The sequence below is a fragment of the Leptospira harrisiae genome (genome assembly GCF_002811945.1).
GTDB classification, from domain to species: domain Bacteria; phylum Spirochaetota; class Leptospiria; order Leptospirales; family Leptospiraceae; genus Leptospira_A; species Leptospira_A harrisiae.
Genome location: NZ_NPDX01000005.1, coordinates 124,687 through 144,044 on the forward strand (window position 1 = coordinate 124,687; position 19,358 = coordinate 144,044).

The 19,358-nt window shown below is 38.9% G+C and carries 18 protein-coding genes; 8 read left to right on the forward strand and 10 right to left on the reverse strand.

Going from position 1 to position 19,358, the window contains the following annotated elements; all coding sequences use genetic code 11:
* The first annotated feature begins 14 nt into the window (after positions 1-14).
* Entirely contained in the window at positions 15-662 is a 648-nt protein-coding gene (locus CH364_RS15375; protein WP_100743626.1) for an alpha/beta hydrolase, read from the forward strand.
* 1 nt (position 663) lies between these two features.
* On the opposite strand, the gene CH364_RS15380 is transcribed toward CH364_RS15375, so the two are convergent.
* Both CH364_RS15380 and purB read right to left on the reverse strand, forming a co-directional pair.
* Complete coding sequence (locus CH364_RS15380) at positions 664-1,245, reverse strand: class I SAM-dependent methyltransferase (RefSeq protein ID WP_100744706.1); 582 nt, start codon at positions 1,243-1,245, stop codon at positions 664-666.
* 76 nt (positions 1,246-1,321) lie between these two features.
* Positions 1,322-2,626, reverse strand: a complete 1,305-nt coding sequence (purB, locus tag CH364_RS15385; protein WP_100743625.1) for an adenylosuccinate lyase — start codon at positions 2,624-2,626, stop codon at positions 1,322-1,324.
* 108 nt (positions 2,627-2,734) lie between these two features.
* Between purB and CH364_RS15390 the strand changes: the two genes are divergently transcribed.
* The gene (locus tag CH364_RS15390; protein ID WP_002972927.1) at positions 2,735-3,502 is read left to right on the forward strand and encodes a glucose 1-dehydrogenase; all 768 of its coding nucleotides are present in this window, start codon (positions 2,735-2,737) and stop codon (positions 3,500-3,502) included.
* Here the strand turns inward: CH364_RS15390 and CH364_RS15395 are convergent.
* The 4 genes from CH364_RS15395 to CH364_RS15410 form a co-directional block, all read right to left on the reverse strand.
* A complete protein-coding gene (locus tag CH364_RS15395; protein WP_100743624.1) occupies positions 3,489-5,462 on the reverse strand; it encodes a M23 family metallopeptidase in 1,974 nt (657 codons plus the stop codon). The genes CH364_RS15390 and CH364_RS15395 overlap by 14 nt on opposite strands.
* A gap of 89 nt (positions 5,463-5,551) precedes the next feature.
* Entirely contained in the window at positions 5,552-6,334 is a 783-nt protein-coding gene (locus CH364_RS15400) for an enoyl-CoA hydratase/isomerase family protein (RefSeq protein WP_100743623.1), read from the reverse strand.
* 27 nt (positions 6,335-6,361) lie between these two features.
* Complete coding sequence (locus CH364_RS15405) at positions 6,362-7,330, reverse strand: response regulator (RefSeq protein WP_207762253.1); 969 nt, start codon at positions 7,328-7,330, stop codon at positions 6,362-6,364.
* Positions 7,331-7,338: 8 nt separating this feature from the next.
* On the reverse strand, positions 7,339-8,688 hold the full coding sequence (locus CH364_RS15410; protein ID WP_100743622.1) for an EAL domain-containing protein: 1,350 nt from the start codon (positions 8,686-8,688) through the stop codon (positions 7,339-7,341).
* Positions 8,689-8,776: 88 nt separating this feature from the next.
* Here CH364_RS15410 and CH364_RS15415 point away from each other — a divergent pair, with 88 nt between their 5' ends.
* A complete protein-coding gene (locus tag CH364_RS15415; protein WP_100743621.1) occupies positions 8,777-9,022 on the forward strand; it encodes a GlsB/YeaQ/YmgE family stress response membrane protein in 246 nt (81 codons plus the stop codon).
* A 122-nt stretch (positions 9,023-9,144) separates the two neighbouring features.
* Here the strand turns inward: CH364_RS15415 and CH364_RS15420 are convergent, their stop codons facing one another.
* On the reverse strand, positions 9,145-9,888 hold the full coding sequence (locus CH364_RS15420; protein ID WP_100743620.1) for a YebC/PmpR family DNA-binding transcriptional regulator: 744 nt from the start codon (positions 9,886-9,888) through the stop codon (positions 9,145-9,147).
* A 123-nt stretch (positions 9,889-10,011) separates the two neighbouring features.
* On the opposite strand from CH364_RS15420, the gene CH364_RS15425 reads away from it, so the two are divergent.
* The 4 genes from CH364_RS15425 to CH364_RS15440 are packed head-to-tail and all read left to right on the forward strand — an operon-like array spanning position 10,012 to position 14,093.
* Entirely contained in the window at positions 10,012-11,178 is a 1,167-nt protein-coding gene (locus CH364_RS15425) for an acyl-CoA dehydrogenase family protein (protein ID WP_100743619.1), read from the forward strand.
* A gap of 55 nt (positions 11,179-11,233) precedes the next feature.
* Positions 11,234-11,803 carry an anthranilate synthase component II gene (locus tag CH364_RS15430; RefSeq protein WP_100744704.1) on the forward strand — a complete coding sequence of 190 codons (570 nt, stop codon included), beginning with the start codon at positions 11,234-11,236 and terminating at the stop codon, positions 11,801-11,803.
* On the forward strand, positions 11,800-13,695 hold the full coding sequence (locus tag CH364_RS15435) for an ABC transporter ATP-binding protein (RefSeq protein ID WP_100743618.1): 1,896 nt from the start codon (positions 11,800-11,802) through the stop codon (positions 13,693-13,695). The genes CH364_RS15430 and CH364_RS15435 overlap by 4 nt, the downstream gene beginning before the upstream one ends.
* Positions 13,692-14,093: a response regulator gene (locus CH364_RS15440; RefSeq protein ID WP_100743617.1), complete on the forward strand. Its 402-nt coding sequence runs from the start codon at positions 13,692-13,694 to the stop codon at positions 14,091-14,093. Before CH364_RS15435 ends, CH364_RS15440 begins: the two co-directional genes overlap by 4 nt.
* On the opposite strand, the gene CH364_RS15445 is transcribed toward CH364_RS15440, so the two are convergent.
* Complete coding sequence (locus tag CH364_RS15445; protein ID WP_207762252.1) at positions 14,080-15,960, reverse strand: HEAT repeat domain-containing protein; 1,881 nt, start codon at positions 15,958-15,960, stop codon at positions 14,080-14,082. The two genes, CH364_RS15440 and CH364_RS15445, sit on opposite strands and share 14 nt — an antisense overlap.
* A 143-nt stretch (positions 15,961-16,103) precedes the next feature.
* Between CH364_RS15445 and hflX the strand changes: the two genes are divergently transcribed.
* On the forward strand, positions 16,104-17,666 hold the full coding sequence (hflX, locus tag CH364_RS15450) for a GTPase HflX (protein ID WP_100743616.1): 1,563 nt from the start codon (positions 16,104-16,106) through the stop codon (positions 17,664-17,666).
* Here hflX and CH364_RS15455 read toward each other — a convergent pair.
* Together CH364_RS15455 and CH364_RS15460 are read right to left on the reverse strand one after the other, a co-directional pair.
* Positions 17,650-18,021 (reverse strand): STAS domain-containing protein, encoded by a 372-nt coding sequence (locus CH364_RS15455; RefSeq protein ID WP_100743615.1) that lies wholly within the window; start codon positions 18,019-18,021, stop codon positions 17,650-17,652. The genes hflX and CH364_RS15455 overlap by 17 nt on opposite strands.
* A 6-nt stretch (positions 18,022-18,027) precedes the next feature.
* On the reverse strand, positions 18,028-19,311 hold the full coding sequence (locus CH364_RS15460; protein WP_100743614.1) for a homoserine dehydrogenase: 1,284 nt from the start codon (positions 19,309-19,311) through the stop codon (positions 18,028-18,030).
* Between the last annotated feature and the right edge of the window lie 47 nt (positions 19,312-19,358).

Here is a 19,358-nt window from a genome sequence, read left to right on the forward strand (position 1 = left end):
ACTAAGGTATTAAAATGGAAAAACCATTAGAATTTTTAATTCGAAAACCAAAGGTTTCGATAGAAAAACCACCTCTTCTCTTATTGTTACATGGAGTTGGTAGTAATGAGGAAGATTTATTTTCCTTAGCAAATTATCTACCGGAATCCTTTCTAGTAGTTTCTCTCCGTGGTCCATTAACTTTAGGCCCCAATAGTTTTGGTTGGTATGAAGTATTATTCACAACTGGGCAGCCAAAGATCAACTTAGACCAAGAAAAACTAAGTAGAAAGTTATTATTAGAGTCTTTGGATTATCTGAAATCAAATTTTCAATTTGATGAATCCAATGTTTGGATTGGAGGGTTTAGCCAAGGTGCCATCATGTCATATTCTATTGGGTTACTGTATCCAAATAAGATTAAAGGTATTTTTGCTTTAAGTGGAAGATTGTTGGAAGAGAATAAAGAAATGATTAAGGTCACAGAGGAACTCTTGACTAAAAAGATTTTTATATCTCATGGTAGCAATGATCGAGTGTTATCTGTTGAATATGCACGTTCAGTCAAACGATATTTGGAATCAATTGGCATTCTGCCTCAATATCATGAATATGAAGAAGGCCATAGTATCAACAGAGAGATGTTAAAAGATTTAATCCAATGGTTGGAAGAAAATCTTTGATTTAGATTTTGATAAAGTCGGCTGTGTATGTCCTGCCTTTTCCGAATACTTGGTTTAGGTGGAATCCAGTTGGTAACAAAATCTTTTCCACGTTTGCGAGGGATAAAGAGTCCGGGTCACCAGCCTGTTCAGATATCGATACAATTCCATTTGGTTTTAAGACTCTAAACATTTCAGTTGCATAACTGTTGGGTTCCGAAATTTCTCCGAGAACTGTAACAAGATAGATCACATCAAAATGATTATCAGGAAAAGGTAGAGAATCCTTTTCAGTAAGTGATAATTCTACATTTTTGATCCCTTTTTGGTCCATTCGTTTTCGAGCTTTTTCAAGCATTTCTGGTTGAATGTCTGCAAGATAAAGTTTTCCTTTTGGAATTCTTTTTGCGATGAAGGGGCTAAAATATCCAGGCCCACATCCTAATTCCAAAACAATAGAATCATCTTTCAGACCCAATCGGCTTGCCAGTTTCGCTGGTGATAAGTAAAGGTTTCGGAATGGAAGAAGTAACATCCATGCCATTTGTGAAGGATACAATCCCTTTCCGACTAGTCTTTGAAAAACATTTTGTCTATCAGTCATGAGATTGTATCCTTTTCTAAATTGAGTCAAAAAACTTCTAACTATGGAATTTCCATTTTCACTGACATGATTGGAATTAATCGATAATCCCCAATCGTTTGAAAATGAGAGGGATTCTTTCCAAATACGGTTTGATTTGAAAAATTTCATCCAGGTCGCTATCTTTGAGGATGGCAGAACATCTTGGATCTTGTTTTAAAAGGTCACGAAGATTTTTGGATTGGTCTGCCCAAACCGCCATTGCATTTTCTTGAACGATTAAGTAAGCATCTTCCCTACTAATCCCACCTTTTTCAATCAACCACAACAAAACTTTTTGTGAGAAGATGAGTCCACGAGTCACGTTTAATGCGCGTTCGGTGGCATCTGGATATACATGGAGTCCCTTCAACACAAAATTCATTTTTTCCAAAATGTAATCGAGTGCGATGGTGGAATCAGGTAAAACAATTCGTTCGGCCGAAGAGTGAGAAATATCCCGTTCGTGCCAAAGCCCTACGTTTTGTAATCCCACGTTTACGTTCGAACGAATGACTCGTGAGATTCCAGAAATTCTTTCGCAAACAACTGGATTTCGTTTGTGAGGCATAGCCGAAGATCCTTTTTGGCCTTTGGCAAAAGGTTCCTCTACTTCGCGCCCTTCTGTTTTTTGTAAGAGGCGAATCTCAGTTGCCATACGATCCAAACTTGCAGCAACTACACCGAGTACTGACATGTAGAAGGCATGGCGGTCACGAGAAATAACTTGAGTAGCAATGGGATCCACAGTTAATCCAAGTTTGGTTAACACATATTCTTCAATTTCTAAATCAATATTGGAATAAGTTCCTACAGCTCCAGACAATTTACCTACAGCAATTTGTGTACGAGCATCTTTCATCCGTTCTAAGTTTCGAGTCATCTCTGCATAGAAGAGCGCAAACTTAAGACCAAGTGTCATTGGTTCTGCATGGATTCCATGAGAACGTCCGATACAAGGAAGGTCTTTGTACTCTTTTGCTTTTTGTTTCGTGGTTTCTAAAAGAGTTTCTGTTCTTTGGATGAGAAGATCCATTGCTTGGACCATTTGCACACAAAGTGCAGTGTCACCAACGTCACTGGATGTTAGTCCAAAGTGAACATGTCGGCCTGCTGGTCCTATATAAGAGTTTAAATTGGTCAAATAGGCGATTACATCATGGTGGACTTTGGATTCTATTTCAAGAATTTCATCCACGTTGAATTTTGCCTTTTGTTTGATGGTTTCGAGGTCTTCTTTTGGAACTTCTCCGCGGTTGGCGCGGGCTTCGCAGGCATAAATTTCAATATCTGTCCAAATTTTAAATTTGTTCTCTAATTCCCAGATGGCCGAAATCTCTGGATGGCTGTAACGATCGATCATAAGGGCAGTCTTTCATTAGAAACTTCTCTTTCAACTGGGAATTTTACGATTGCCGAACGATGTTCGAAATTCAAGTTTAGAATCTAGTAATAAATCCTAGGGGGGCATATGTCCAAAGAATTCGAAGGAAAAGTAGCACTGGTAACGGGAGCTGCCTCTCCCATTGGTTTGGGAAGAGCAATCGCAAACCGAATCGCATCGCATGGTGCAAGTTTGGTGCTTGTTGATTTGAATCAGGAAAAAATTGAAGAAGCTGCAAGAGAAGTAGAAGCAAAATTTGGTGTGAAGGCAATTGGAGTTGCTTGTAACGTAACAAAACCAGAAGACTGTGATGCTGCCATCAGCAAAACAAAAGAAGCTTTTGGAAAATTAGATTTTCTTGTGAACAACGCGGGAGTTTTGAAAGACAATCTTCTCATTCGTATGTCTGAACAAGAATATGACTTTGTAATGGATGTGAACTGTAAGGGAGTTTTCCTTATGACTAAATCCGCAAGTAAACTCATTCTAAAATCTGACTCTGGTCGAATTGTAAACATTTCCTCAGTTTCTGGATTAACAGGCCAACCTGGCCAAGCAAACTACTCCACTTCCAAAGCGGGTGTGATTGCGTTAACTAAAGTTTCTGCTCGTGAATTTTCTGGAAGAAACGTTCTTGTGAATGCAGTTTGCCCTGGATACGTGCAAACTGAAATGACAGGAACTCTTTCTAAAGAAGTACAAGACAAGTTGACAGATCCTTCTGTAATCCCACTCAAACGTCCGGGAAAACAAGAAGAGATTGCATCTGCTGTGAAATTTTTCTTAAGCAATGATGCATCTTACATCACTGGAACTTACCTCCGTGTAGACGGTGGTGCGGCTATCGGGATGTAGATTTTTTATCCTTTGCCTTGGGTGCGATTGTGATTGGTTTTACCGTCTTTTGCACCTTAGGCGAAGAAGATTTGGTTTTTGTTTCTTTTATTTCTTTTGTATTCTTTTTATCTTTAATTGTATCTACGTTTTGATTTTCTGTAGGTAGTTTTTTCTTTTCTTCCGGGACTGGTGGTGTTTGGATTTCGTAATCATACCGAACGGTAGAACTCCAGTTTCCTGCAAAATCTCGAACACTCGCAAGCACAGTATGTTTTCCTGGTTCATATAAAATTTCTGGTTCAAAGATTTCTAACCGGCCATCTTTTGGAAAAAATTCTGCTTTGCCTGGAATTCCATCCACTGTGATATCAAAGCCGTCTGGCATAATTCCTGATCCAACATCCACAGCTTTTAGATATAGAGCGAAGTCTTCTCTCGGATATACCGTTTTATTCATCAAATCATGTAGATAAATGGTAGGCGGAGTTTGGTCAGAAAGTACCACAAACATTCCTGTTTTTCGTAATCTTACTTTAAAAAACTGACCCCAAGAACTAAACGATGAACCGTTGATTTTTTTTACATTCCCATCAGCCAAAACTTCATACAAATCTGCTGAATTAATGTCCTTTGTTTTGGGAACTTTTACATAAAGATCGTAACCTAAATTAAAGTCTTTAAAATCAGGACCAATTTTATATACGCTGGAAAGTTGATTGAGACCTTTTGTATTGATTTGAATTTGTTCTTGGGCTTCAATATCAAAAAATGCCTTTGAATATACGGCATTCACAGGAAAAAACAATTCTACTTTTGTATCTTTGGATTTGAAAGTTGTATAACGATCATAGTACACATTGTACTTCCATTCTTTGGTAACAATATGACTGTAATCACCCTGATCTTTTAAAATATAAAAGGAAGCAAATGACATTTGTCCACCCATACCTGTGGCGCGGATTGTAATTTCTTTTGGTTCTCCCATTCGCATTTGTTCGCTATCTAGAAGACCTTGTTCCCTTCCATTACTTCTCATTCCTAAAAGGTCATTTCCATCTCTTGTATGCAAATAATATGAAAATGGATTTCCATTTGGTTTACTAACCGAGCTATCATATAATAAAACATTTTTTCTTGTATGTTCTTTTAATATTTTTGAAAGTTGAAATCCTTGTAAAACATTTTCACCAATTAACATATCTAAGGTGAAAATTCCAAGACGATTACTATTTGATTTTTGATGAATTGCGATTTGAATCCCAACTTTTCCTTGGATAAAAAGAGTAGGAGATTCAGATAATTCAAAGCGGTTTCCGCTAGCTTCGTAAAAAGGAATTTCAACGGTTTCATTTCGGCCGTTGATAAATGTTCTGGGAGTTTGAGGTGTGATTCGAAGTGCATTGAATACAATGGGCTCTGCAACATTGTAACCTAAACCATAATGTACGGGATTATAATATACATTGTCTTTAAAAAGTTCAAAGTGAAGGTGGGGTGGGCCAACTCCCGTATCCCCAGAAAATGCAATGGTTTCACCCGCTTCAACTTCAACCGCTTCCGGAAGGGCAATATCAAAATCGGTTCTATCTTTGTAACGTTTTGCTTGTTTTGATTTTAGAATTTGTTTGATAATTTTCTGAGAAAATTTGTTTAAATGACCATAACGGGAAGTCATTCCATCATCATGTTGTAGAAAAAGCGCATAACCTATGCTAGTCCATCTCCTTTGTACACGAGTGACTTTCCCTTTTGCCACTGCTAAAATGGGAACACCAATTCTTCCGCCTGTGGAAAAGTCTTGTCCCATATGAAAATGTCCCGTCCTGAATTCACCAAAGGTACCTGTGATGGAATCATATCCTTTGACAGGCCAAAGATAAGGATTTTTTAAAACAAACCCTGGTGGGAAATCAGATACAGATATTGCCGAGAGCGGATAAAGAGAGAGTATAAGTACTAATACGAAAGAACGCAACATCAGATTTCACTATAATTTTCGGCTATAATGGTGAAAAGACTTATAAGAAACGAGGGGCGATTCTCATTTTCCCCTCGTTCTTTTACAATTTATTTAAAAACGGGTCTACGTTTTTCCTTAAGAGCGGTCATTGCTTCGAGTAAATTATCAACAACACCTGGTTGTTCAAAGGATTTAATTGTATCTTTTTTATATTGTTCTAAGTTAGCAATCAGCACGCCATTCAATGTATTTTTAGTCGCTCGATATGCTGCTTGCGGAACCTTCGAAAGTGTTTCAAGTTTCTTTAAGGCAATTTTACGAATCTCTTCTGGCGTCGGTGCAATCTCATCGATGAGACCAATTTTTTTAGCTTCTGCACCTTTGTAAGTTGTTCCTTCTAAACATACTTCTGCCCAATATCTTGGATCGACACACATTTTGATACGGTCGATAAAACTTCCAGGAAGTGGTAGGCCAACATTCACTTCGGTAAAGCCAATTCTACCTTTTCCATCTAACATATATTTAAAATCAGAAGCAACAGTGATGACCGCTCCTCCGCCCATGGCATGACCAGTCACTTCCGTGATAAGTGGTTTATCAAATTTAACTAACTCACCAAAAAGAATTACAATTCCGCCAACCTCATCTATGAGTTTGTCACGACTGGTAGAAAGTAAATTTTCGGCATCGAGTCCATTGCAAAAAAACTTCGGATTATCTGTGGTTAAGATCACACCTCGTTTAGAATTGTCTGCTTTGATCTCATTTAAAATCTCACCTAGATCTCGCATGTTTTGCCCAGTCAATGAGTTTTGGTCGTTCATTTGAAAGCGAATGATTTCGCCTTTACCATTGGGAATGTCGATGACTTCACGTTTGTAATTCATTTGTTTCTTCTTATTTTATTCTTAAATTTATGATTGAGGGGATTCTTCGACTGTACCAGCACCAGGCGGTGTATCGTTAGGTGTTTCAGAAATAATAGGCTCCTCAGTTGTCTCAGGAAGAGTTGCTCCGCCTAATGGTATTTCAATTTTTACATCACCTAAAGAAGTTGGAGGTGTTTGAGGGCTTTCTTTGCCACTGTCTTTTGCAAATTTATCCTTTTTTTCTTTTTTGCGAAGTTCTTCTTTTTTCTGTTCTTCCATCTTAACGTATTCATCGAATTCGTTTGGAGCCATAAACACTAACATTTTATCATCATCAGCTGCATGTTCAATAAATGCTCCCATGTGACGGCCAGCAATAAACACAACTTTTTCATGATTTGAAAAAAGTTTCATCACACGTTCGAATACTTCTACTTCTTCTTTGCCTAGTTCGGGAACCACTCGAACGTCAAAACAAATACGTTCCGCATGAATGGATTTTAAAAAATTGGGAGTGAATATTTTTTTGAATTCAGGAAATACATATCGTTTGAGATTGGCACGACATTGAAACAACACACGACCATGGCCACGATCCACAACTACAAAGGACATATTGTCTCTTGTTTTTGAAGATTCACTAAACTTATATTCCTCAACATGTGAATGAATACGATCAAGCAATGGTTGTTTCATTAACGGTTTTACCATATAATCTGTAAAACCTAGAACTTTATGATTTGCAATGAAGTTGGTATCTTCTTTTGGAATCATTGCCAATATTGGAATGTTGTGAGTGATTACATCTCGACGAAGTTCCAAGACAAATTCTAATTCCTTTTTGTCCTTAAAAGACAAACCCATTAATATAATATCAGGATTGGAAGATTTTACATATTCTTGAACTGTTTGCGAAAATTTTGTTATGACAACTCGTTGGCGTAAACCAAGGAAGATGTTTTCCAAATCTTGCGCTGAGTTTGGATCGTTTTCAATGGCCATGATGAAATGCATAATGAATTTTAAATTAAACCCTCTTCCGATGCAACTCGAAACAAATTTCCGACTTTCTTTTGTTTTTCTGACAAAATTTTATCTGTCAATACTTCTTTGACTACGTCTTCATGAATCGAGTGTAGAATCTCAAAATCTCTTTTATAATCTGAGACTGTCATTTTTCCAAATAAAATATTTGCTTGGAACTGATAGATTTGGTGTTCCATAAGAAATCGTAAAGTATCATAATCTTCCACAGCTTCCGCAGTGATGACGGCTTCCCTATTGTCTGCAAGACGTTTACAATAATCAATAAAAGCTAAGTTGTCCAAAAATTTAATTTGGTCTTCTTCTATTTTAAATTTAAAACTAATGGGATCCAATTTAAACTCTTTGATCATAATTCCTAGATCCAAAACAATTTGATGGGACTGACTTTTTACACCAAAGTCATCAGCCGCAAAACTCATTCCGTGGGAATAAAATGCATGGCATACATCTTTTAATGGAAAGTGAGAATCATCGTATGGTTTTTCAACGAGTTCAAATCTTATATTTTCAGGCAGTAGGTCTTTGTTTTGTATAAGTTTTTTGAGCCGGTCTACTCGATCCATATGTGAAAAAGTATCAATTAAAGATTGAGGGGAGATATTGAATTTTAATAAACCAGGTGCTCCTTCGCATGCAATGATCAGCTTTTCTAAAATCAAAAGTTCAATACGATTTAAATCTTGGTCAGCAGGAATATCATTGATTAAATCTTTATACCCAATATAGGCTCCACCACCTAGGAATACTTCGCCTCCCTTCACAGCATAAGTTTTTTCTTTAGGATTAAATATGACAGTTGGTTGGATCATTGCTTCATGAACGGATCCAGAGATATACGTATTTGCTTTGTTATAGTAAGTCCAACTCCAACGTACTAGGTTATCATTTAGGTTTTTTTCTGAAGATTTATAGAGTTCTTTATAAATTTCATCACTATCTGAAATAAAATTAGATTGGGTTCTTGATACACCAAAATGGAAGGATAAGATTTTATTTTGTAAACATTGTTGTTGGAATTTACCAACTGAATTTTCTATATTAGGAAATCGTTCAATGTCCCATTCGAAAAGAGGCGAGATTCCCATAATTAAAATGTTTTGTTTTTCTATATAATGAAATCCAAAACTAATGTCTTCTAAATCCAAACAGGAGTAAAAATCAGTTCGGAGTAAATCCAAAAAATCTGTTAGTTCGATCCCTGTAATGTTTTCAAAACGAATGAGGAAAAGTGGTTTCCCTTGGTTCTCTTGAATAAAATGTTTTTTGAACACATCCAAGTCCTTCATACCAAAATAATAGGGACCTGTTAAAAGTTGATTTTTCAAATGTAGCCTGCGTATATGATTTGATTCTCAAACGACTTCTTGTAATTTTATGAGAATTCAAAAGAAAAGGCAACAAGGATAGTAACTTATGTTTAGTTTTATTTGGTTTTTACTGATTGGTCTTGCGGCAGGTTGGCTTGCTGGTCGTATTTTGCGTGGGAAAGGATTTGGACTCATTGCCAATTTGGTAATTGGTGTAGTGGGATCCTTTTTGGGAGGAATTGTATTTGGGTTATTAGGTTTTCGTTCTTATGGTCTAATTGCAGAACTCATCGTGGCAGTAGTCGGTGCGATTTTACTTATCTTCATTGCAGGGATGATCAAAAAAAGATAACAAATGGAATTGGTTCCCTCTGAGGATGGATCCTATGAAATTCCAAATGATAGGGCGACATAAACCGTCCTATCATTTTATTCTCAAAACAACCGTCAGAATTGACTTGAAAGACAAATCGCTTAGTCGAGTTCCACTCCTTCACCTAACTCGAAGTTGGAGCTCACACCTTGCACATCATCATTGGCTTCTAGGTTATCAATTAACTTCATGACCTTTTCTGCCGTTTCTTTGTCGTTCACTTCTACTGTGGTCATGGGAATGTATTTAATTTCAGACTCTTCCATATTCAAACCCTTGGTGGAAAGAGCCGATTGAACCGCTTCATATTCAGCAGGAGCAGTGATTACGGTATACATTCCGTCATTGACTTGGATGTCTTCGGCACCGGCACCAAGTGCTAGATCAAAGAGAGCTTCTTCCGATATTTGATCCGCCTTTAGGGTGATTTGTCCTTTTCTTTCAAAAAGACGGGAAACGGCACCAGCATTGGCAAGGGATCCACCAAGTTTGGTTAGAATGCTTTTAATTTCGGGAGTAGTACGTGATTTTTTATCAGTGAGGACGTCCACCATAATGGCAACTCCACCCAGTGCGTAACATTCGTACAGGCACTCTTCATACACCATACCTTCCAAACCGCCCGTTCCCTTTTTGATAGCCCGCTCGATATTGTCTTTTGGCATGTTGGCAGCTTTGGCTTTTGTGACTGCTAGACGAAGTCTTGGGTTGCCTTCTTGGTCTCCACCACCTTCTTTGGCAGCTACGGAAATTTCTTTGGCAATCCTAGTAAAGATGGCGCCTCTTTTGGCGTCAATGGCCCCTTTTTTTCTTCGAATCGTCGCCCATTTCGAGTGTCCTGACATTGTTTTCTCCCATGGCTAAGATTTTGGATTCAAAAGATTTTTCAACAGATTTAAGTCGCCCTAGTTTCTTGACTCAGAGAGAAAATTCCAAAGTACTGTAAAAAAACATCTATAAGGCACACCATGATTGATTTTTCTATCACCGATGAACAAAAAGCCCTCCGCGATTTAGCTAAAGATTTCGCCAAAAATGAAATGATTCCCAAGGCGGAACACCATGACCACACAGGTGAATACCCAAAGGAAATTTTAAAGAAAGCTTTTGATGTAGGCCTTATGAATATGCATATCCCCGTGGAATACGGTGGGTCTGGCCTTGGTGTTTTGGATGAATTGATTGCTTCGGAAGAGTTATTTTACGGCTGTTCGGGAATGGCAACTGCCATCCTAGCTAACAACTTAGCACTCGCTCCAGTATTGTTAGGTGCAGATGATTATGTAATGAAAAAATTCATCCAACCAATGACTGAAAATTTCACATTGGCTGCTTATGCAGTAACGGAGCCAGGTGCTGGTTCTGATGTCGCTGGAATTCGAACTACGGCAAAAAGAGTAGGTGACGAATACATCATCAACGGATCTAAAATGTGGATCACTAACGCAGGTCATGCGGATTGGTTTTTTGTTTTAGCAAAAACAGATCCAAATGCTGGCCACAAAGGGATGACAGGATTCATCGTCGATGCCAAATCTCCAGGAATCATTGTTGGTAAAAAAGAAAAAAATATGGGACAACGTTGTTCCGACACTCGCGGTGTTACTTTTGAAGATGTAAAAGTTCCCAAAGAAAACATGATCGGAAAAGAAGGGGAAGGATTCAAAATTGCGATGGGTGCTTTTGACCAAACTCGTCCTGCGGTGGCAATTGGCGCAGTGGGTGTCGCTCGTTCTGCGCTTGACCATTCCATTCGCTATGCAAACACTCGTAATGCGTTTGGAAAACCAATTTCAGTAAATCAAGGTGTTAGTTTTATGATCGCTGAAATGGCTCGTGATATTGAAGCAGGAAGACTTCTTTGCTGGCAATCGGCTTGGCTTATTGATAACGGATTTAGAAACACATACCAAGCATCCATTGCAAAAGTATTTTGTGCTGATATGGCAATGCGTGTCACAACAGATGCAGTCCAAATCTTCGGTGGATACGGATTCAATGAAGAATACCCAGTAGAAAAATTAATGCGTGATGCAAAAATTTTCCAAATCTACGAAGGAACTTCACAAATCCAACGTGTGATCATTTCCAAATTTCTCAATGATGGTGTTGGGATCGAAACTCCTAACGCATAAAGATTGGATTTAGGACAGGTGGATTTTTTGACTATTCCACTTGTCCTCTCCTAATATGTTCCTTCTTATCGACAACTACGATTCATTCACCTATATTCTGTACCAATACCTGAACCAAATCACACCGACAACTGTAATGCGCCACGATGAAGACCTACCGGTTGATTTGTATGAAAAATACAAGGCCGTAGTATTGTCTCCGGGACCTGGCCTTCCCAAATCTTCTGGTAAACTTTTTCCTCACTTACAATCATTTTACCAATCATTACCTGTTCTCGGTATTTGCCTTGGCCACCAAGCATTGGCAGAAGTCGTCGGAGCCAAACTCGAACAAACGAGAGACATATTCCATGGACGTCCATCCGAGATTGTTCATAATGGCGAAGGTGTCTTTAAAAACATTCCCAATGGATTTTTGGCAAACCGATACCATTCCTGGGCCGTTTCGAAAGTTTCTTTGCCAAGTGAATTGGAAGTGACAGCCGAAACAAAGGATGGAGTCATAATGGGAATTCGTCACAGAAAATGGAATAAAGTCTTTGGGGTTCAGTTTCATCCAGAATCCATTCTCACTGAACATGGGGAAACCTTACTCCGTAACTTCTATGAGGAAGTTATCGCATGAAATATTTTTTAAGACTATTGTCCTATTCAGTGTATTACCGGGAACGATTTGTTTTGGGCCTCGTGTTTGCACTTTTGACAGCAGTTTTAAATGGGATTTCTCTCACCGCATTGATTCCCCTTTTTGATTCGTTAGGTGGAGACAAAAACAATCGGTTCCATTTGGATTTGACACTTCCTGAGAAAACGATTCTCGTCCAAGAAGTTCTTTTGGGTGATGATAGTTTGGATGGTTTGGAACGAATCAAACGTATTATCATTTCAGCAAAACTTCAAATTAATGAATTCACTGAAGATATGGAACCTAAGGAAGTGGTTTGGGCAGTTTGTATTGCAGTTTTTCCACTTTATCTCTTAAAATTGGGAACATATCTTTTATCTGTTTATTGTATAGCAACTGCCGGTTATAAGGCTGTAAGAGATGTCCGTCAGGAATTATTTCAAAAAGTCCAGAGATTACCACTTACCTATTTTTATAAAGAAAAAACCGGACTGATTATGAGTCGGGTCATCAATGATGCAGAGATAGTGGCCGCTGTTATTTCGAGTAACCTACGTGATGCGGTCATCAACTTTTTTTACGTAGTGACTCACTTAATGATTCTGATTTATTTAAATTCCGAATTATTACTCTTAGCTTGTCTTACAATTCCCGTAGTGATTTTGCCTGTAACCTTGTTTACACGGAAAATTTCCTCTTCCACTGCAAGGTTCCAAGAAAAACTTGCAGACCTAAATAGCCATATCCAAGAATTCATTTCTGGAATTAAGGTCATCCGTACATTTCGACAAGAAAAACAGGACCTTAAAAAGTTTGATAACATCAACTACAAAGTATATAGAAGGACTTTCAAAGGGCAATTCTACTTACAAATGGCACCAAGCCTTGTGGAACTTACATCCTCCATTGTGGTGCTTGGTTACTTTGCAATGGGTGCCAAATTCATATATTCAGGTAAGTTTACACAAGGGGAATTTATGGCCTTCCTCCTTACCTTGTTATTTTTACTTCGACCTCTCACTCAACTTTCGCAAATGGTGGGAAAAATCACACAAGCCAATTCTGCTGGAAAACGCATTTTTGAAATCATCGATCGTGATCCCGAAGTTGTTGAACATGGAGATGAGACTGTCCTTGAAAAGATAGAGACGGGAATTCAGTTTGACGACATTCATTTTTCTTATCCAGGAACCAACCAAGAAGTTTTAAAAGGAATCAACTTAGATATCAAACTGGGTGAAACCTATGCCTTTGTTGGAACTAGTGGTTCAGGCAAATCGACTATGATGGATTTGATTCCTCGATTTTTTGATCCAACAGCTGGCAAAATTTTAATCGATGGAATTGACATTCGGAACTATTCTCTCAACTCCCTTCGTAAAAAAATAGGAATTGTCACTCAGGAAATTTTCCTCTTTCACGGAACAGTAGCAGATAACATTGCTTACGGGACTGGAGCTGCTACCAGGAAAGAAGTGGTTCGTGCCGCTCGTCTTGCCAACGCCCATGATTTTATTACCAATATGGAAAAAGGTTATGATACCGTCATTGGGGTTCGTGGGTTAGATCTCAGTGGGGGACAAAGGCAAAGGTTGGTCATCGCACGTGCCTTGTTACGGAATGCAGAAATTATGATTTTAGATGAGGCAACAAGTGCCCTCGATGCTGAATCCGAAAGGTTGGTCAGTCGAGCCTTAGAACGCCTTTTTAAAAATAGAACCACCTTCATCATCGCTCACCGTCTTTCCACAGTGCGTCGTGTAAAAAATATCGTGGTGATTGAAGAAGGGGAAATCAAAGAACAAGGTGATCACGATTCTTTACTTTCCCAAAACGGAATTTATAAAAAGTTATATGACAGTCAATTTGCGGAAGCGGAGATCCAAATATGAAAAGAGTTTTAATTGTTGATGATAATGATCGTTATGCGAACAATTTAAAATCATATTTTGACTCTAAAAATATTCCGTCTGATCGGGCAATGGATGCCAAAGAAGGATTAGCCCTTTTTACCAAAAATCCAAACTACGATATGATTGTTTCTGATGTAACAATGGAAACCCAAACCTCAGGGCTTTGGATGATGCGTCAAATCTACAAAGCTGGTTATAAAGGTATCCTTGTGATTGCTTCCACTGGATTCGACGTAATTGGAGTCATGCCGTTTTCTTCTTTGTTTTTACCTTGGTTTTGTGGGCTTCATTGGATGATCCCCAAAGTCCCACTCAAACAAGGAACGGTGGAATGGGTCCCCACCGCACTATGCAGAGGAAAATCTAATCCTTTCTAGGAACTTTAATCTCTTCAATCGGATTGAAGAGATTGTTATGTTTTCCTTTTTTCAAATTGGAATATTTTCCAGAGTTTCCATCGCTTCCTAATTGTTTCACTTCAATGATATCCAGTTTAGGATAGAATACCCAACCAGACACAAATGCTCCTCGAGCACCAGGTAGAGTGGATTCCATTTTCACTTGGATGTATTTGTCCGTAAGAATGTCCTCACCAATCCGAACTGCAAATTCCTTTTTGGTTTCGGAAAGGATTAGTCCAATTTCTTTGTTTTTGATATACGATACTGGTCTAGAACGTTCGTTTGGTTCTGCACGGAGATAGTCATCTTGGACTAATATGATGGCGTATTTACCAAAAGCTTTGCGGCGAAGTAATGATTCTCCTATTCGTTTGTTTAATTTTTCATCGGTCTGGGATTCATTCAATCGAATGAGAGCAAAAGTCGCAGATAGGGATGGGTTTTTGCTAATTTCATCAACAGCCAAAAGAGCAAGATTGGGTTCTTCTGCTACAACTTTTTCCAAAATTCGTAGACTTTCACGACTACCATGAATTGCAAGAGCTTCTAGTGCCGCTTCTTTGATTTCTTGATCATTGGATTTTAAAAACTTATCAAATACCTCTACATCGGCATCTAATTTGTGATAGGCGAGTCCACGAAGGGAACCTGAAACAATTACAACAAATTCAGAAGCAAGTCCAGTTGTGAGAATCATTTCTCTACCCGCGGGATCTCTCGTTTTTCCGAGACCTTCGTAACTCACAGCTATGACTTCTGGGTCTTCTGCTTTGGTTCCTGCAATAAAATAGGATAAAGATCTTCTGTCTCCCAAATCAGAAAGTGCTTTGTATGCGGCAGGCCTAACTTGGTATCCGTCCTTATCGATGGCATTTTGTAAACTGACGCGACCAGCTTTCATACGTCCCAGTGCAAGTGCGGCAGCGGACCGAACACGAGGGATTGGATGTGAGGATAATATCTTTTCTAATTTCTGAGGTTTTCGATAGTATTCCCATTGGAATACCTGAACGAGGCCGTTGCGAATTTGTTCAGTATATTCTCTGTCTTTTTTTTCTTCATCAGAGAGAACTTCTTCCTCTTCTTTTTTGACAAGTTCATTAATTTGTTCAGTAGCTTTTACTTTTCCTGTAACTTTTGTTTTGCGATTAAGTCGTTTGATCGAAATTTTAGAACCAGTTTCTTCTTTTTTCGTAACTAGCTTTTTGACAGTTTTAGTTAATTCCGACTCATTCGTTTTGATTATAGGATCTTCTGCAATCGGTTTTGTTTCTGCTTCAGTTACATCTTTTCCTTGGCTATAATTTCCTGAGTCTGATCGTAAATGTCGAATTGCATTTTGAATTCCAATGGCTTTGGAATTAAATTGTTTTAAAGAATCTAAAATATTGCCTAATTCATAACTGACTTGACCAATTGATGGCCCATCAAAATCATTCGGAGTGCTATCAATTAGGTCTTGGTTGGTTTGCAAAAGTCCTGGAAGTTTGGATACAATTTGAGGAAGGTCTTCTTCCAAATAAGCAGCAGCCTGCATCTCTTTGGTTACAGGTTCACCCACTGTTTTTTTGCTGTCGGCACGAAGGGCAACATTTTCTCCAAACTCTAATAGCGCTATCGTCTTGTGTGCCTCTTGGATAAAATCATCATACTTTCGATTATTGGTTACTGGAATGATGACATCCTTAGCTTTATGAGGATCTAAATCACTACCTTGGTATTCTTTATACTTGGGTGAAACATCTGTTAACTGGTAGGGCTTCGAACTTGAACAACTGATGAGTAGAACATAGACCACCCATAAACTGCTCTTCCAAATTATGTCTTGACCCTTTTGAAACATCTGATAGCCTACTTCCATACTTTGAATATCGGATACGTACTATAAGTAAAATTAGCGGCAATCTAGCTGGTCTCAAGCCAAACCAGGTAAAAAAGTTAAAATCTCTCTCCGAAAGGCGTCTTCGGGAGGATTCTATCATCTCAATGGACCTCGCAAGGCTCGTTGGAGAGATTTCAGTGGAAATTGGTCGGCAGGTCGGCCTTCTCATTGAGAGGACAGGTTATGTCACTCATTTGATTGTTGGGAACGACCATTCCATCGAAATTCCCCACTTGGATCGTTACCGTGTGGCCCATTCCAGGCTTCGGGGTTTACGCCTTTTCCATACTCATCTCAAAGAACACCCATTAAACCAAGAAGATTTGATGGACCTTGTCCTTAACCGATTTGATTCCATTACGGCAGCCTGTGTTGGCACAGATGGGATTCCTAAATTCTTTTTTTCTGCATTCATCAATCCAGATCCGGATGCAAAGGAACCTTGGATTCTTTCACCTAAACAATACCCAGGTCAATTGAAGTATGGATACTCCGAACAAGTTGAAGCACTCGAATCTGAATTCACAAAAAAAACATCCAACCTCAAAGAATCTCAAAAAGAAAACAGGGCCTTCCTTGTGGGTGTGTATGATGTTCGAAAGATGAAACGTTCGCCTGACCATTCGATGGCAGAACTCAAAGAACTTTGTCGCACAGCAGGAATCCATGTTGTGGATACTTATGTTCAAAAAAGAGATCCGGATCCCAGAACTGTTGTAGGAAAAGGTAAGTTACAAGAAATCATTCTTACTTCGGTTCACAAAGACATTGAACATTTGATTTTTGATTTGGAACTCACACCTTCACAGGCCAAAAAAATATCCGATGCAAGTGATTTAAAAATCATAGATCGTACCCAGCTGATTTTAGATATCTTTTCCAAAAATGCAAAATCGAGAGATGGAAAGCTTCAAGTGGAACTGGCCCAACTCAAATACTTAAAAAACCGACTTTCTGAATTGGACGACAATATGAGTCGCCTAACAGGTGGTATCGGTGGTAGAGGGCCTGGAGAAACCAAGTTAGAAATTGGAAACAGGCGCGTGGAAGAAAAAATCACTCGTTTGGAAAATGAACTAAAAGATCTCAAACGTCGCAGGGAATTAAACCGAAAGGCTCGTTCCAAAAACGAAATCCCTATCGTGGGAATTGTTGGTTATACAAATGCCGGAAAGTCAACCTTACTCAATGCCCTCACGAATTCTACTGTCATTGCCGAAGACAAATTATTTGCAACTTTAGATCCCACAACTCGTAGGATACGTTTTCCAGAAGAGAGAGAAATCATCATTTCTGATACTGTGGGTTTTATCCACGACCTTCCTCCAGATTTATCCCAAGCATTTAAAGCGACTCTTGAGGAATTAGGGGATGCAGATTTATTACTCCATGTTGTAGATTCAACAAACGCAAATTATGCGGAACAAATGGAAGCCGTAGATACCATTCTCAATTCGCTTCAATTGAACGAAATTCCGAGAATGGTGGTTTTTAACAAAGCTGACGGGTTGGATGAGGAAACACGTGCTTCATTTGAAAAAAATGAGGCATTACTTGTATCTGCTGTGACCCGCGAAGGTTTGTCGCATCTTTTGGATTTAATTGAAGAAGAACTTTGGAAGAAAAAGGAACAGACTCCAAACCTAGCTTCTATTCCCAATTCGTAATGGCTTCTTTTTTAGTATTATAAATTTGTACACTACGTGGTAAATCCATCAGTCGAATTACATTTTCCAGAAAATGATTGAGTCCCCCAATCAGAATTTTGCCATGATTACTCTCTACTGTTTTGATAATACCAATGAGTGTCGCCACACCAATGCTATTGATATAATCCAACTTGGTTAGTTCCAAAATAATATTATAAACAGAGTCGCGAAAGATCACGGAAATATTTCGGTTGATTTCGTAGGCGTTGGTATTTGTGATTTGGCCCACAAAGGAAACAACCAGAACTCGTTCTCCTTTGATTTCGATGAATTCTGTTTTTAGATCCAGAGAGGGAAACTGGAAATTCGCCATAGCGAGTTACAGTTTTTCCAAAAGCCGGATGGCCACAGTTTTCTGTTTGATGATGGTCGACATAGTATCAATTTCCTGTAAAGATTTCTGAAATTCCCCCTCTGTCGCCGAGTGTGTGACTACAATCACAGACACTGGTTCCGAAGTGGACTCCTTCTGTTGGACGGAAGCAATTGAAATATTATGACGGCCGAGCACTTGAGAAATTTCAGCTAGCACTCCAGGTTTGTCTACAGTGGAAAAACGTAAGTAATAACGAACCAAATTGTCAGGTTCTGGAAAGGCTTTAGCTTCTGGGAAAAGATTATTTTCCTTAGCGACGTCCTGACTTCCCAGTCTTGACGCATAGTAGATGATGTCAGAGAGAACAGCACTTGCAGTAGGCATTCCACCAGCACCTTTTCCAGTGATCATTCCCGAATCTGCTTCTTTTGTTTTGTAAAAAACTGCATTCGATTCGTTCATGACATTTGCCAATGGATGGTCGAGAGGAACGAGAGTTGGATGGACTTTGGTAAGGACACCCGCCGAACTTCGTTTAGAGATTCCTAAAAGTTTAATTCGATATCCGAGAGAAAGAGCGGATTGGATGTCCAAAGATTGTAAATCGGAAATTCCTTTTACGGAAAGGGAAGCGAACGAAACGTACTCACGAAAGGCAAGACTTGCAAGCAAACTGATTTTATGCCCGGCATCAATTCCTTCTACGTCGAAGGTTGGGTCTGCTTCTGCAAATCCAAGATCTTGTGCTTTTTTCAGTGCAGTTAAATAATCCCAACCTTCTTGTTCCATTTTGGTTAAAATAAAATTTGTGGTTCCATTCAGGATTCCACAAATGACTTCAAATTCACAAGAAGAGAGTCCATCGCGTAATGTGCGGATAATAGGGATAGATCCGGCTACGGCTGCTTCATAACCAAGCTCAGCTCCAGTTTTTGTTGCAATTGGATACAATTCCCTGCCTTTTTCAGATAACAATGCCTTATTGGCTGTGATGACAGTTTTACCATGTTCCAAAGATGACCGAACTGCTTGGTAAGCTGTATCCGTTCCGCCTATCAATTCAACAATCATATCGATATCCGAACGATTTGTAACAGATAATACATCGTCAGTGACTGGAACGTTCGTTTTACCTTGGAGTTTTCCCGGGCTACGGGTGGCAATGGTCGTTAGTTGTAAGTTGATTCCATAATGACGTTGGATTTTTTCTCGGTTTTTATCCAAGAGTTGGAGTAAGCTAGTACCGACAACACCGGCACCCAATAGACCAATACGAACTTCTTTCATCTAGGATCACGATTTCGTAGGAGAAAAGGAAACACACTTAAAAAAAA